This is a genomic window from Microbacterium sp. Z12_35 (assembly GCF_058310475.1).
In genome coordinates, this window is record NZ_JBZEGJ010000001.1 from 1,473,086 (window position 1) to 1,487,443 (window position 14,358).

11 protein-coding genes are annotated in these 14,358 nt (G+C 70.8%); 5 read left to right on the top strand and 6 right to left on the bottom strand.

Annotation, left to right across the window (positions count from 1 at the left end):
- Positions 1-81: 81 nt before the first annotated feature.
- Positions 82-2,913: a preprotein translocase subunit SecA gene (gene secA, locus AC4FS1_RS07330; protein ID WP_491153764.1), complete on the bottom strand. Its 2,832-nt coding sequence runs from the start codon at positions 2,911-2,913 to the stop codon at positions 82-84.
- A 182-nt stretch (positions 2,914-3,095) separates the two neighbouring features.
- Between secA and AC4FS1_RS07335 the strand changes: the two genes are divergently transcribed.
- Entirely contained in the window at positions 3,096-4,409 is a 1,314-nt protein-coding gene (locus AC4FS1_RS07335; RefSeq protein WP_491153766.1) for a hypothetical protein, read from the top strand.
- A gap of 132 nt (positions 4,410-4,541) precedes the next feature.
- Here AC4FS1_RS07335 and hpf read toward each other — a convergent pair whose 3' ends face one another.
- The 5 genes from hpf to mtrA all read right to left on the bottom strand — a co-directional run bounded on the left by hpf (position 4,542) and on the right by mtrA (position 10,075).
- A complete protein-coding gene (hpf, locus tag AC4FS1_RS07340) occupies positions 4,542-5,201 on the bottom strand; it encodes a ribosome hibernation-promoting factor, HPF/YfiA family (RefSeq protein WP_491153768.1) in 660 nt (219 codons plus the stop codon).
- A 108-nt stretch (positions 5,202-5,309) separates the two neighbouring features.
- Entirely contained in the window at positions 5,310-5,972 is a 663-nt protein-coding gene (locus tag AC4FS1_RS07345) for a ComF family protein (RefSeq protein WP_491153770.1), read from the bottom strand.
- Between the two features lie 89 nt (positions 5,973-6,061).
- Positions 6,062-7,726, bottom strand: a complete 1,665-nt coding sequence (locus AC4FS1_RS07350; protein ID WP_491153772.1) for an LpqB family beta-propeller domain-containing protein — start codon at positions 7,724-7,726, stop codon at positions 6,062-6,064.
- A complete protein-coding gene (gene mtrB / locus AC4FS1_RS07355; RefSeq protein WP_491153774.1) occupies positions 7,723-9,387 on the bottom strand; it encodes an MtrAB system histidine kinase MtrB in 1,665 nt (554 codons plus the stop codon). Before mtrB ends, AC4FS1_RS07350 begins: the two co-directional genes overlap by 4 nt.
- A 7-nt stretch (positions 9,388-9,394) precedes the next feature.
- A complete protein-coding gene (gene mtrA, locus AC4FS1_RS07360; protein WP_491153775.1) occupies positions 9,395-10,075 on the bottom strand; it encodes an MtrAB system response regulator MtrA in 681 nt (226 codons plus the stop codon).
- A 156-nt stretch (positions 10,076-10,231) separates the two neighbouring features.
- Here mtrA and AC4FS1_RS07365 point away from each other — a divergent pair, with 156 nt between their 5' ends.
- The 4 genes from AC4FS1_RS07365 to AC4FS1_RS07380 are packed head-to-tail and all read left to right on the top strand — an operon-like array spanning position 10,232 to position 14,356.
- Positions 10,232-11,563 carry a glycerophosphoryl diester phosphodiesterase membrane domain-containing protein gene (locus AC4FS1_RS07365; RefSeq protein WP_491153776.1) on the top strand — a complete coding sequence of 444 codons (1,332 nt, stop codon included), beginning with the start codon at positions 10,232-10,234 and terminating at the stop codon, positions 11,561-11,563.
- On the top strand, positions 11,560-12,207 hold the full coding sequence (locus AC4FS1_RS07370) for a DUF4129 domain-containing protein (protein ID WP_491153777.1): 648 nt from the start codon (positions 11,560-11,562) through the stop codon (positions 12,205-12,207). The genes AC4FS1_RS07365 and AC4FS1_RS07370 overlap by 4 nt, the downstream gene beginning before the upstream one ends.
- Positions 12,204-13,370 carry a DUF4350 domain-containing protein gene (locus AC4FS1_RS07375; RefSeq protein WP_491153779.1) on the top strand — a complete coding sequence of 389 codons (1,167 nt, stop codon included), beginning with the start codon at positions 12,204-12,206 and terminating at the stop codon, positions 13,368-13,370. The genes AC4FS1_RS07370 and AC4FS1_RS07375 overlap by 4 nt, the downstream gene beginning before the upstream one ends.
- A complete protein-coding gene (locus tag AC4FS1_RS07380; RefSeq protein WP_491153780.1) occupies positions 13,367-14,356 on the top strand; it encodes an AAA family ATPase in 990 nt (329 codons plus the stop codon). The genes AC4FS1_RS07375 and AC4FS1_RS07380 overlap by 4 nt, the downstream gene beginning before the upstream one ends.
- The last annotated feature ends 2 nt before the right edge of the window (positions 14,357-14,358 follow it).

Below are 14,358 nucleotides of genomic sequence, written 5' to 3' on the forward strand. Positions count from 1 at the left end.
CGGGGCGCGGTCCGCCGCGGACGGCGGTCCAATCGCGCTCCCGTGGCGTCGCCGCATCTTGTGCGTGCGACGCCACGGAGGCTACTTCTTCTTGTCGGCAGCGCGGCGCTGAGCGCGGTTGGCGGCGGGTGCGGCCGGTGCGGCGCCGTCCGTGCGCTGCCCGAAGGCACCACGCGGAGCCTCGGCGGTACGCGCGGGAGCGCCTCCCGGGGCAGCAGCGGCGGGGGCGGCTCCGGCCGCCGCTGCAGCCTGCCGCAGGCGGCTCGTGGCACCCTGCTGCACCTGCCCGCGGTCGTTGCGCACCTCGACCTCCCCGGCGTCGTTCGCCGCGGAGTACTCGAGCCGCTGTGCCTCGCTCGGTCCGGCGGCCAAGCCCTTGGCCTCGACCTGAGCGGCCTGCTCGCCGTCGACACGGCGGACCTCGACCTCGAGGTTGAACAGGTAGCCGACCGACTCTTCCTTGATCTGCCCCATCATCGCCTGGAACATCTGGTAGCCCTCGCGCTGATACTCGATCAGCGGATCGCGCTGCGCCATCGCCCGCAGGCCGATACCGTCCTTGAGGTAGTCCATCTCGTACAGGTGGTCGCGCCAGCGGCGGTCGAGCACCTGAAGCACCACGCGGCGCTCGAGTTCGCGCACGGCCTGCTCGCCCAGCTGCTCCTCGCGCTTGGCGTAGGCGATGCGGGCGTCGGAGAGGATCTCCCGCTTGAGCCCTTCGGGGGTGATGCGCCCGCGGGAACCTGCCTCGGCGACGACCTCATCGATGGTCACACCCACCGGATAGAGCGTCTTCAGTTCGGTCCAGAGCGCGTCGAAGTCCCAGCTCTCGGTGTGCCCACTGCCGGTGTGGTCGTCGATCACCGCGGAAATGGCATCTTCGATGAAGTGCTGCACCCGGTCGGCGATGTCGTCACCCTGCAGGATGTGGCGGCGATCGGCGTAGATCGCCTCGCGCTGACGGTTGAGGACGTCGTCGTACTTCAGGACGTTCTTCCGCAGCTCGGCGTTGCGCGCCTCGACCTGGGACTGGGCGCTCTTGATCGCGCGCGACACCATGCCCGACTCGATGGCCACGTCGTCGGGGAAGTTCGCCCGGGCCAGGATGGCTTCGGCCGCACCCGACTGGAACAGTCGCATGAGGTCGTCGGTGAGCGACAGGTAGAACCGGCTCTCTCCCGGGTCTCCCTGGCGGCCCGAGCGACCACGCAACTGGTTGTCGATGCGGCGGGACTCGTGCCGCTCCGTGCCGAGCACGTACAGGCCGCCGGCTTCGACGACCTTGGCACCCTCCTCGGCCACGACCTCGCGGACTCGTGAGTAGGCCTCATCCCATTCGGACTCGTAGGCCTCGGGTGTTTCCACCGGATCGAGGCCCTTGGCCTTGAGCTCCTGGACGGCGAGGAACTCCGCGTTGCCGCCGAGCATGATGTCGGTTCCGCGACCGGCCATGTTCGTGGCGACGGTCACGGCGCCCAGGCGCCCCGCGCGGGCGACGATCTCCGCCTCGCGGGCGTGGTTCTTGGCGTTGAGGACCTCGTGCTTGACGCCCTTTTTCGCGAGGAGTCGCGACAGGTACTCGCTCTTCTCCACGCTGGTGGTGCCGACGAGGACAGGCTGGCCGGTGGCGTGACGCTCGGCGATGTCTTCGACGACCTGCCCGAACTTGGCGGTCTCGTTCTTGTAGACGAGGTCGGACTGGTCCTTACGGATCATCGGCTTGTTCGTCGGGATCGGAACGACGCCGAGCTTGTAGGTCGACATGAACTCGGCCGCCTCGGTCTCGGCGGTACCGGTCATGCCGGCGAGCTTGTCGTAGAGGCGGAAGTAGTTCTGCAGGGTGACCGTGGCGAGGGTCTGGTTCTCCGCCTTGACGGGTACGGCTTCCTTGGCCTCGATGGCCTGGTGGATGCCTTCGTTGTAGCGGCGTCCGACGAGGATGCGGCCGGTGTGCTCATCGACGATCATGACCTCGTCGTTCATCACGACGTAGTCGGTGTCGCGCTTGAACAGCGCGAGCGCCTTGATGGAGTTGTTCAGGAACGAGATGAGCGGGGTGTTGGCCGACTCGTAGAGGTTCTCGATGCCGAGGTAGTCCTCGACCTTCTCGATGCCCGGTTCGAGTACGCCGATCGTGCGCTTCTTCTCGTCCACTTCGTAGTCCACGCCCGCCTCGAGCGTGCGGGCGATCTTGGCGAATTCGGCGAACCAGCGGTTCGCCTCCCCGGAGGACGGGCCGGAGATGATCAGCGGCGTACGCGCCTCGTCGATGAGGATCGAGTCGACCTCGTCGACGATGGCGAAGTAGTGGCCCCGCTGTACGAGGTCTTCCTTGCGCCAGGCCATGTTGTCGCGCAGATAGTCGAAGCCGAACTCGTTGTTCGTGCCGTACGTGATGTCGGCGGCGTACTGCGCGCGGCGGACCTCGGGCGTCTGCCCCGACACGATGACGCCGGTGGACATTCCGAGGGCGCGGTACACGCGTCCCATGAGCTCGGACTGGTAGGTCGCGAGGTAGTCGTTCACCGTGATGACGTGCACGCCCTGGCCGGCGATGGCGTTGAGATACACCGCGAACGTCGCCGTCAGCGTCTTTCCCTCACCGGTCTTCATCTCGGCGATGTTGCCCAGGTGAAGCGCCGCACCACCCATGATCTGGACGTCGTACGGGCGCTGGCCGAGGGTGCGCTGAGCGGCCTCGCGGACGGCTGCGAAAGCCTCCGGCATGAGGCGGTCGAGGCTCTCCCCCGCTTCGAAGCGCGCGCGCAACTCGGTGGTCTCGCCGCGCAGTTCGTCGTCGGTGAGGTGCGAGTAGTCCTCTTCCAGCGCGTTGACGGCCTTGACCACCTGCTGCAGGCGCCGGATGATCCGGCCCTCTCCGGCACGGAGCAGTCTTTCGAGAGGATTGGCCACGGAGCAATTCCCATCTGTCGGGTTCGGCGCTGTGCGACTCGCACACGGCGCCCGCCTGCACGCAGGCATACCGTGCCATGTTATCCGTTCGTGACCTCGGAAGACCCTGCGAACGCCCCGACCGAAGCGCGCTCAGCGAACACGCGGCACACCTATGCTCCGCGACTCCTAGGATCGGAGTCATGGCCGGGTTCTGGGGTAAGCGCAAGCGTGAAGAGCAGGATGCGGCGGACGCCGACCTCGCGAAGAGGGCGGAGCTCGCGCTGGTCGCGGCCGATGAGCGCATCCGGCTGACGTCCGACGAGCTGGATTTCGCCGTCGCCGAGCTCGGCGACGTCCGCACGGCTGATCTGCGTTCCGCGCTGACGGCCGTGCGCACGCACATGAGCGAAGCGTTCCAGCTGCACCAGCTGAACCACGACCACATCCCCGACACACCGGAAGAACTCCGGACGCGTAACGCCCGCATCATCCAGCTGTGCGAATGGGCGGAAGACCTCCTCGAGGAGCGGACGACCGCGCTGCAGCCCGCGATCGAGGCGGTGCGCCGGGCGCCCGAGATCCTGCAGCGCATCCGCACCGACCGCGCGCGACTGGAGGAGCGTGTCCCGAACGCGCGTGAGGCGGTGGCTCGCCTTTCCGGCCGGTACAGCGCCTCGGCTCTCCGACAGATCAACGGCAACCCCGACGAGGCCGACCAGCTCCTCGACTTCGCCGTCCACTCCGCCGACGTCTCGCAGCGCCGACGGGAGGCCGGCCAGCGGGAACAGGCATCGGTCGCGCTGGAAGCGGCAACGGAGGCCGTGCGCCGAGCCGAGTCCCTCCTCGACGCGGTGGACGCGTTCGAGATCGAGGCGCTCCGCGCCGAATCCACACTCGCTGCCGTCATCGACGACTCTCGCAGCGACCTGGTCGAGGCGCGAAACGGCCCGATGACCCCCACCGTCACCACGGCGATGGCGGAGCTCGAGGCGGCACTGGCCTCCCTGCCCGCGAATGCCGCGAAGGACGACCCCTTCGGCGCGCTCTCCCGCTTGCGTACCGCGAACGCGGCGCTGGATGTGGCCCGCGAGCGGGCGGCGCGTCCGGTGATCTCCGAGGCGCACGTGCGGCATATGGTCGATGACGCGGACCGCCAGATCTCCGTCGCACGGAGCGTCATCGCCGGGCATCGCGGGTGGATCGGGGCCGACGCGCGCACGCGGCTGGCCGAGGCCGAGCGGCTGAGGGGCGAGATCCCGCTGGGTCCGATCCCCGAGGACGACCGCGAAGCGGCCCAGGCCGTCGCACGACGCGCAGGCGCTCTGGCGAGCGAAGCACTGCAGCTGGCGCAGCAGGACATCGACTCCTCCCGCCCCGACGACTGGAACAACGGCGGCTGGGGCGGCCGTGGTGGCGGGCGCGGCATGGGCGGCATGGGTGGCGGCGGCATGGGCGGCGGCATCCTCGGCGGCCTCGTCATCGGCTCGCTGCTGGGCGACATCTTCGACGGCTGACCCGCTCCCCACCACCCCCCACCCGTCGACTCGCCAGCAACCGTCGCCCCGCGCGCGAAAATCGCGCGTTTGTTGGCGACTCAACGAGAGAACCCCCGCCGAAGCGGGGGTTCTCGTGCGCGTGCGGGGTGCCTACGAAGCGACCCTCGCGGCGGGCGGAGCGGCAGTCTCGAGGGAAATCACACCGTAGTCCCAGCCCTTGCGGCGGTAGACGACGCTCGGGTGGTCGGTGCGCGCGTCGATGAAGAGGAAGAAGTCGTGGCCGACGAGCTCCATCCGGTCGACGGCCTCCTCGACGGTCATCCACTCCGCCTCGAACTGCTTCGTGCGAATGACCACCGGGGTGTAGGGCTCGTCGTCGCCAGAGCCGATGACGGGAATCTGCCCCGTGGCCACGGCCCGGAGAACATCGACCGAAGCCGGTTCGACGTCGATGCCCTGCAGCGACCCGGTGCCCTTTTCGAACTTCGCGCCTCGCGGATGGTTCCGATTGTCGACGCGCTTCTCCTTCGCGCGCCGCAGCTGCTCGCTGAGCTTGTCGACCGCGAGGTCGAGCGCAGCGAACTTGTCGGCGTCTGTCGCTTCAGCCCGGACGACCGGGCCCTTGCTGGACAGGGTCAGTTCGACCGTGTCGTCTTCCATGTGCCCGTTGTGGTGAGCCCGGTGCGTGACCTTCACCTCGAGAACCCCGGCCCGGGGACAGAGGTGCTCGATGCGGGCGGCCTTCTCCTCGACGACACTGCGGAAGCGGTCGGTGATACCAACCCCTACGCCGACGATGCTCGTGTCCATCCGTTACCTCCTTGTTCCGGGTCCGCCCTGTTCCGGGTTTCACGGTGCCAAGGACGGACTCTCCGTCGCCTTGTGTCCCCCCAACGGTAGCCGCGTCTCCGGGAAGTGTCACGGGGGAATGGCGGATGTGTCACGGACGCGTAGAATCCGCCGCGGTGTCGCGGCCACGGTCACCGCGCCGATCACCTCGGCGCCCGCGGCGCGGAGGGCGCGGTCGGCCTCGCGCAGCGTCGCCCCGGTGGTGACGACATCGTCGACGAGGAGGACACGGCGCTCGATCGGTCGCGGCGCGCGCATGCTGCCCGCGACATTCGAGGCCCGGGCGGTGCGGCCGAGGGTCCGCTGGTCGGCGGTGCGCCGCCCCACCTGAAGGAGGCGTTCGGGCCGCCAGCCGGCGCGACGGGCCAGGAGTTCGGCCACGCGGTAGCCCCGCCGCCGCATCGCGGCCGCCGAGGTGGGCACGGCGACCACCGTCACGTCGGTGAGGTCCCACGAGGCGGCACTGTCGCGCAGCGCGGCCCCCAGCGGCCGCGCGAGCGACGTCCGGCCCTGCTCCTTGAGCGCACGGATCACCCGCGCCACCGTCCCGTCGTAGACCAGCGCACTGCGCACTGGCAATCCGTCCAGGCGTCGAAGCGCGGGCGCGGCGCTCAGCTGCGCACGGCACACGTCACACAGCGCGACGTCGGATGCGCCGCATCCGGCGCACTCGACGGGCAGCACGAACGCTAGCGCCTCGGCGAGCGCCTGCCGCATCGGGGCCAGGTCCATACGCGCAGCCTGCCGGTATCACCGGGCCACCCGCGCGCGCCGGTGATATCGGTGGATGACCGCGCACGCAGCCTCGTTGTGCAGGAGGGCTAGGGCATCCCCTGCTGCCCGGCGAGAACCCGGACATCTGCGGCGAGCTGCTGCCACGTCGGGCCCTGCCGCACGTAGAGGACATCGTCACTCGTCAGCAACCGCGCACTCGAGTTGCCGCCGGTCACGGAGGAGACTCCGGCGGGAATCGTCAGATCCGTGCCGGGGCCACCCACCGGCTGCTCACGCAGCGACACTTCTCCGCCCGCCCGGACCAGCAGGCCGAGGGTCGTGTCGTCCAGCCAGGCGAGGCCGGCCGCGTCCCCCATGACCGTGGCGACGGACTGCGGCTCCCCCAGCGCCATGCTCGCTCCCTCCGCGGTACGCCTGATGCCGGCGACCCAGAGCTCGGTGTGGCCGCGCACGGTCACGGCTGCGGCGACGCGCGCGCCGTCGCGGGAGACCTGCAGAGCCGAGATCGCCGCCGCCTGCAGCCACGCCGACTCGACCGGCACGGCGGTGCCGTCCGTCGGGTACGCCCTGACGGCCGACGGCTGGTCACGGGGCACGGCCCACACCACCCCGAAGGGATCGATCGTGGGAGCCAGCAGTCCCGGGCGCTCGTCGAGGAGGGCAGTCGTCGCGTCCGCGCCGGCACGCACGGCGGCACCCGAAGCTGTGAGCACCGCCGCCATCTCCAGGTCGCCCGACACCTCGACCGCCGCGGCATCCACGGACTCCACCGCCTGCGACAAGCCCTCGACGGGCTCAACGACCTCGCCGTCGAGGAAGCCGAAACGCCCGTCGGCCAGCTCCACCAGCGACTGGGCATCCACCCGGGTGGGACGCGTCTGGGCGGCGCGCGCCTCCAGGGGCGAACCGTTCGCGGTCATCTGGACGCTCGTGACACCCGCCGTCCGCAGCGACGCCTCGAGCTGCGCCTGCATGCGATCCAGAACGTTCTGCCCGAGAGGCAGGGCAGCGCCGGAGAGATCGACCTGCGCCACCCCATCGGGCAGAGGCACCGCGCGCGCAGCCGTCTCGACGTCTTCGGGGAAAGCCGTCACCACCGAGCCCGACAGCCACGGGCTCGGCGACCCGTCGATCAATGCACCGGCCACATACGTCGCCAGATTCGTGCGGGGGAACCAGCGGACATCCGGAACGAGGAACTGCCACGACGGGTCGAAGTACGCCAGCGAGACCGAGCTGAAGACGCTCCGGAACGTCTCCTCGAACAGGACGATGCCGTCGGGCGCTTCCGAGATGCGCCACTGATCGTCCTCCTGCACGAGAGTGAAGCTCAGGGTGGCCGAACCGCCGCTCTGGGGAGCGTAGGCGCCCTCGGAGTCCACGAGCCCGGTCGGGGTGATCTCCACGGTGCTGACCCCGTCGACCGGCGCGGTGGGCGCCGAGCGATCCCGAAGGCGGTCGACGGTGACCGTCGTGAGGGGGTTCCACTCCCGCGCGAAGGAGTCGGAGAGGAACAGCCGCGCGGTCGCCCAAGAATCCTGCGGTCCCGAACCGGCGCGGATGAACCCGGTGATGATGTCCTCCGGCGACGCACCGGGCTGCGGCTCGTCGGGGACGAAGAGGATGTCGGGATCGGCTTGGACGTCGACGGGGGAACGCCCTGGATACACCGCGCCGGAGCTCGGCAACCCGGCACACGCGGTGAGGAGGAGCACGAGTGCGGCGGCGGCCACGGCGGCCAGGCGCCTCATGACCCGCCCCCGGGAACCTCGATCGGCTGAGTGAGACCCAGCGCCTCCAGCGTTGCAGCGTCTTCGTCGGCATCCAACGGGATCGGAGACGGCCCGGCGGGGTCTCCGCCGCGACGCGGCAGTGTCAGGACGAAGTGCGATCCGCGTCCGAGCTCGGACCACACCTCCAGCCGGCCCCCGTGCAGTCGCGCGTCGCCCAGGGCGATCGACAGGCCCAGGCCCGTCCCGCCGATTGTGCGTGTGCGGGACGGATCGGCTCGCCAGAAGCGGTCGAACACGTGCTCGACCTCCTCCGGGCGCATCCCCAGTCCGAAGTCGCGCACGCCCAGCGCCACCGCGTTCTGGTCGCTGTCGACGGTGAGGACGATGGGGCGCCCCTCGCCGTGCTCGATGGCGTTGCCGAGGAGGTTGCGCACGATGCGGCGGACGCGGCGCGCGTCCATCTCCACCAGCGAGTGTCCACCCGGTGCCAGCAGACGCACTTCCGACCCGTGCCGTTCCGCGAGTTGGTGCATCGATCCGATGACGTCCTCGGCGAGGTGCGCGAGGCTGGTGGGTTCGAGTTCGAGCTGCACCGATCCCGCGTCGTATCGGCTGATCTCGAGCAGATCGGTCAGGAGCGTTTCGAATCGTTGAACCTGGGCATGCATCAGCTCGGCGGCCCGTGCGGTGGCGGGGTCGAAGCCGTCGCGCTGATCGTTCAGCATGTCGGCGGCCAGCCGGATGGTCGTCAACGGCGTGCGCAGCTCGTGCGAGACGTCGGAGACGAAGCGCTGCTGCACGAGGGAGAGCTCAGCCAGCTCTTTGATCTGCGACTCGATGCTGTCTGCCATCGCGTTGAACGAGCGGCCGAGCACCGCCAGCTCGTCGTCGCCGCGCACCGGGAGGCGCACCGCGAGGTCGCCGGCGGCGAGCTGCGCGCTCGTCTCGGCCGCCTCCCCGATGGGGACGGTCACGGACCGCAGCGCGAACCAGGTGATGCCGCCGATGAGCGCGACCAGCACCAGCCCCACCACCCACAGCATCGCCTGCACGAATGTGAGGGTGGCCGACGCAGCATCCAGGTTGTACGCGAGGTACAGCTCATAGGGACCCACCCCGCGCACGTCGAGCTGCTGGCCGACCAGGATGCCGGGACCCACGGCGTCCCCGGTGCGCAACCCGACCGACTGCCACCACTGAGCCTCACCGCTGGAGCGCACCAGTTCGCGCAACTCGGGGGTCACGAGGGTGCGGTCGAATCCGACCGAGTCGACGTTCTGCGGCGCGAGGGACGAGGCATCCGTATCGATCCGGTACGACGCGAAGGCGTCGGCACCGGACTGCTGCGACAGCGTCTGGAGCACGCTGTTCATGAGGTTCTGCACGGTGACGGGATCGTCCGTCTCGGCCGAGGCGTCCAACCGGATCTGCGCGGCGACGGTGGCCCGCTGGGCGGAGGTGAGGGCCTGCCGGAGGCGTGACTGGAACAGGTCGTTCTGAATCGCCAAGGCCATCCAGACACACGCGATCAGGATCGTCAGGGCCGTCAGCCCGAGCGTGACGAGGATCGTCCGGAACCGCAGCGACCGCCGCCACAGGCTCGCGATCCGCCCCGGCCACGACTTCCACCCCTGCACGGCGGTGGGCACCGCTCGCCGCGGGGCCGCCACCGCCGTCATCCCGGCCTCACACCACCGCGCCGGCGCGATACCCGACGCCGCGCACGGTGGTGACGATGCGGGGGTTGTCCGGGTCGGTCTCGACCTTGGCGCGCAGCCGCTGGACGTGCACGTTCACCAGACGCGTGTCGGCCTTGTAGTGGTAACCCCACACCTGCTCGAGGAGCATCTCCCGGGAGAACACCTGCTGCGGTTTGGATGCCAGCGCCACGAGCAGCTCGAACTCCAAGGGCGTGAGCGCGATGACCGTGTCGCCCCGGCGTACCTCGTGCGCCGCGACGTCGACCGTCAGATCGCCGATCCGCAGTACCTCGCCGCCGTCGGGGGTGGCCGGACGCAGGCGCGTGCGGATGCGGGCGACCAGCTCCTTCGGGTTGAACGGCTTCACGATGTAGTCGTCGGCGCCGGATTCCAGACCCTTCACGACATCGGCCGTGTCGGTGCGCGCCGTCAGCATGATGATCGGAACCCCCGACTCGGCCCGGACCCGCCTGCACACCTCGATGCCGTCCATCCCCGGCAGCATGAGGTCGAGCAGGATGAGGTCGGGCCGCTCGCGCCGCCACGCCTCAACGGCCTCGGCACCATCGGCACAGAACGCGGTCTCGAATCCCTCGGTCCGCAGCACGATGCCGATCATTTCGGCCAGCGCAGTGTCGTCGTCGACTACCAGGATCCGTGAAGTCATCTGCGCGTTCGTCCTCACATCCATCCCGCTGCGCAACGGGCAGGCGCAACAGCCTCCCCGTGCGCTCTCCACACAGTAGTCGACGCGACTGAGCGCACGCCGAGCGCCTCGCCCGCGTGTGACACGATAGAACGAGCCCAGCACGAGGAGGCGCTTGTGACCGCGTATCCGGCCTGGACGCCGGCCCCCCGACCGGGCATCGTGCCACTGCATCCCTATGGCTTCGGCACCACGCTCGGCCGGTCGTTCACCGCACTGCGCCAGAACCCCGGCGTTCTCCTGGGCTTCGCGCTCGGCGTGCAGGCGCTGGCCTTCCTCGTCCTCATCCTCGTGACCGGCGGTGTCGCGTTCGCGGCGTTCTCGCGCCTGGACACGCTGACCCCCGGCACGGACGATTTCGAGGCGGTGACGGCGGGATCCATCGCGATCACGGCGATCACCGGCGTCGTCCTGTCGCTCGCCGCCGGCGCACTGGGCGTTCTCGTACAGGCCGTGGTCGTCACCGAGGTCGCGCATGCGGTGGTCGCCGAGAAGCTGCCGCTGCGTGCCCTGTGGCGACGCATCCGTCCGGTCGCCGGCCGCCTGCTCGCGTACACGTTCCTCCTGCTGCTCGCCGTCGTCGTCGCGTTGGCCATCGTCGTGGCGATCCTGTTCGCGCTCGGCAATGCGGCGCTCCCTCTGGCCGTCCTCGGCGGAATCGCCACGTTCCTCGCGGCGATCCCGCTGAGCCTGTGGCTGAACACCAAGCTGCTCCTCGTGCCCGCGGTGATCATCCTGGAACAGGCGAGCATCAGGCAGGCGCTTGCACGCTCCTGGCGCCTGACCCGCACGCGGTTCTGGCCGACGCTCGGCATCATCGTGATCATCTCGCTGACCTTCGGCGTGCTCGCGCAGCTGGTGGGCATCCCCCTGCAGTTCGCGACACTGGGACTCACCACGGTCGTCACCCCGACGGGCGACCCCGAGGCCGGCGCGATCATCGCCTTCCTTATCACCGCAGTGATCACGCAGATCGTGACGATCCTCATCCAGTGCGTGGCGCTGATCGTGCAGTCCACCGCGACCGCACTGATCTACGTGGACTGCCGCATGCGGCACGAGGGTCTCGACCTTGACCTGCTCGCCTACGTCGAGAAGCGGGATGCGGGCGCCTCCGACCTTCCCGACCCGTACCGCGTGCACATCGGGCGCGAGCTCGGCGCTCGTCCCGGGACCGCCGCCGGACCGGCGTACGGCGTCGCGCCGGCGTACGTCGTCGCCGGACCGGCGTCCGCGCCGCCGCCGCCGGGTACGGCACCCCTGCCGCCCTACGCCACTCCGTCGTGGCCGCCCCCCGCCTCCGCGCCGATCCCGGGGCCGCCTGCCGCCCCGTCGCCTGCCGCCACACCGCCCGCCGTCCCGTCGCCCGCCGCGCCGCCGCCTCCCGCCACCACCTGGGCGCCTCCGGGGGCATCCAGCGATACCGGTCCAACGGAACGACAGCGGTGACCCCCGCCCTCGCGGCTCCTCTGCTCCCGGATCCGGAGGATGCCCGGGAACGGCTGCGCCGGGAGCTCGCCGACCCGATCTACGACGCCGCCGAGCCGACGTTCCTCGACCGCGCCGCCCGCGCCGTCGGCGAGTTCTTCACGCGTCTGCTCAACCCCGACCTCTCCGGTGGATGGGGACCGGCCGCGGCCGTCGTCGCGACGATCGTGGTCGTGGCGATCGCGGTCGCCGCGATCGTGGTCTGGGGCCGCCCGCGCTCGGCCGCGCGCTCGCATCAGGGGCCCGGAGACCTGTTCGGCGCCGACGGGACTCGGTCGGCGGCGCAGTTGCGGGCGGATGCTGCCGCCCAGGCGGCGCGCGGACGCTGGGAGGACGCGATCGCGCTGCGCTTTCGCGCCCTGGCCCGCGGGCTGACCGAACGAGTGATCGTCGAGCCGCCGCCCGGAACGACGGCCCAGGCCTTCGCGCGGGACGCCGCACGGGTCTTCCCCGCCTCAGCATCCGACCTCGCGGCCGCCGCTGCCACCTTCGACGACGTCCGCTACCTGCGTCGCCCCGGCACCGCAGCGCTCTACGACCCGATCGCGAGGCTCGACGACACTCTCGCCGAGGCTCGTCCGGCGCTGATCGAGGCACCGCGATGACCGTGACCACGCTCCACCCGCCGCGCCGGCGGACACGCCTGCTGGGATGGGCCGCGATCGCGGCGGCGCTCATCCTCGTCGCCATCGTCGGCAGCCTCCTCGCACAGGCCGCCACCTGGGCCGAGCGGGGCGCGCTCGATCCCGAGTCGGCCGGACCCGACGGCGCCCGCGCGATCGCCCGCGCACTGGCGGAGGACGGCATCGACGTGCGGATCGCGCGGGATCGCGCCGCCGCCTCCGCGGCTCTGGCCGAAGGGGACGCGACCCTCGCCCTCCCCGACGTCCCCGGTCTTTCCGACGAAGCTGTCGGCGACCTCACCGCGGATGCCGCCAACGTGGTGCTGCTGGAGCCGCGGTCACGAACCCTGCGGCTCCTGCTCGACGGATCAGCCCCGGCCGGGATCTTCGCCGACACCCCCCTGGCCCCGGAGTGCGCGTTCCCCGCCGCGCGCCGCGCGGGTGAGATCTTCGCCGGCGAGCTGTTCAGCCCTGGCGACGGCGTCACGGGGTGCTACCCGCAGGACGAGGGATTCGCGCTCCTGACGGCGACGGACGCGTCCGGCACGATCACGGCAGTCGACGGCCGCACCCTGCTCGCGAACGACGCGGTCGACGAAGCCGGGAACGCCGCCCTGGCGCTGACCCTGCTGGGGTCGCAGCCCACGCTCGTCTGGTACATCCCCTCACTGACCGACGCGGATGCCGCGCCGCCGACGCTCGGCGAGCTCACGCCGCCGTGGGTCACCCCCGCGATCGTGCTGTTCCTGGTGGCCGGCGTCACGGCGGCGATCTGGCAGGGGCGGCGATTCGGCCCGCTCGTGGCGGAGACACTTCCGGTCACCGTCCGCGCCTCCGAGACGACCGTCGGGCGGGGGCGCCTGTATGCGCAGAGCCGCGACGCCGCGCACGCGGCCGATCAGCTCCGCGCCGCCGCGATCGGGCGGATCGGCCGGACCCTGGGCCTCGGACCCTCCGTGGACGCAGGAGCGGTAGCGGATGCGGCGGCCCGCCGCCTCGCGAGCGACCCGGCCGCCGTGCGCAGCATCCTGATCTCCTCGGTGCCGGCCACCGACCGCGAGCTCGTCGACCTCTCCGACCGCCTACGTGACCTTGAAGCGGCCGTCTCGGCTGCCACCCGACCGGAAGGGACCCCCTCCCCATGAGCGACGCCAGGATCGAACGCGAGAACCCCGCGGACGACGCGGCCCTCCGCGAAGCCATGCACCGCGTGCGCGGCGAGATCGGCAAGGCGGTCGTCGGCCAGGACGGCACCGTCACCGGGCTGCTGATCGCCCTGCTCGCGCGCGGGCACGTGCTGCTGGAGGGGGTGCCCGGTGTCGCCAAGACGCTGCTCGTCCGCTCGTTCAGCCGCGCCGTGGGCCTGGACACCAAGCGGATCCAGTTCACCCCCGACCTCATGCCGGGCGACGTCTCCGGCTCGCTGATCTACGACGCCCGCAGCGGCGAATTCGAGTTCCGCGCCGGCCCGGTGTTCACGAACATCGTCCTCGCCGACGAGATCAACCGCACGCCGCCGAAGACCCAGGCCGCGCTCCTTGAGGCGATGGAGGAACGCCAGGTCTCCACCGACGGGGTGACCCGGCCCCTTCCGGAGCCGTTCCTCGTCGCGGCGACACAGAACCCCATCGAGCACGAGGGCACCTACTCACTCCCCGAGGCGCAGCTCGACCGCTTCCTTCTCAAGCTCCTGGTCGATGTCCCGGGGCGCGATGCCGAGCTCGCGGTACTGCGCCGCCACGCGAACGGCTTCGATCCGCAGGCGCTGGATGCTGCCGGCGTCGAGCAGACCGTCACCCCCGAGGAGATCCTCGGGGCCCAGCGCGCCGCCGCAGCGGTCACGGTCGCCGACGACGTGCTCGGTTACGTCGTCGACCTGGCGCGCGCCACCCGGCAGAGCCCCTCCGTTTCGCTGGGCGTGAGCCCGCGTGCCACGACCGGACTCCTGGCCGCCGCGAAGGCGTGGGCGTGGCTGAGCGGCTACCCCGCGATCACACCCGACCACGTGCAGACGATGCTGGTACCGACGTGGCGGCACCGCATCCGGCTGCGTCCCGACGCCGAGATCGAAGGCGTCTCGGTCGACGCGATCCTCGCGTCCATCCAGCAGCAGACCCGCGTTCCGCTCTGACC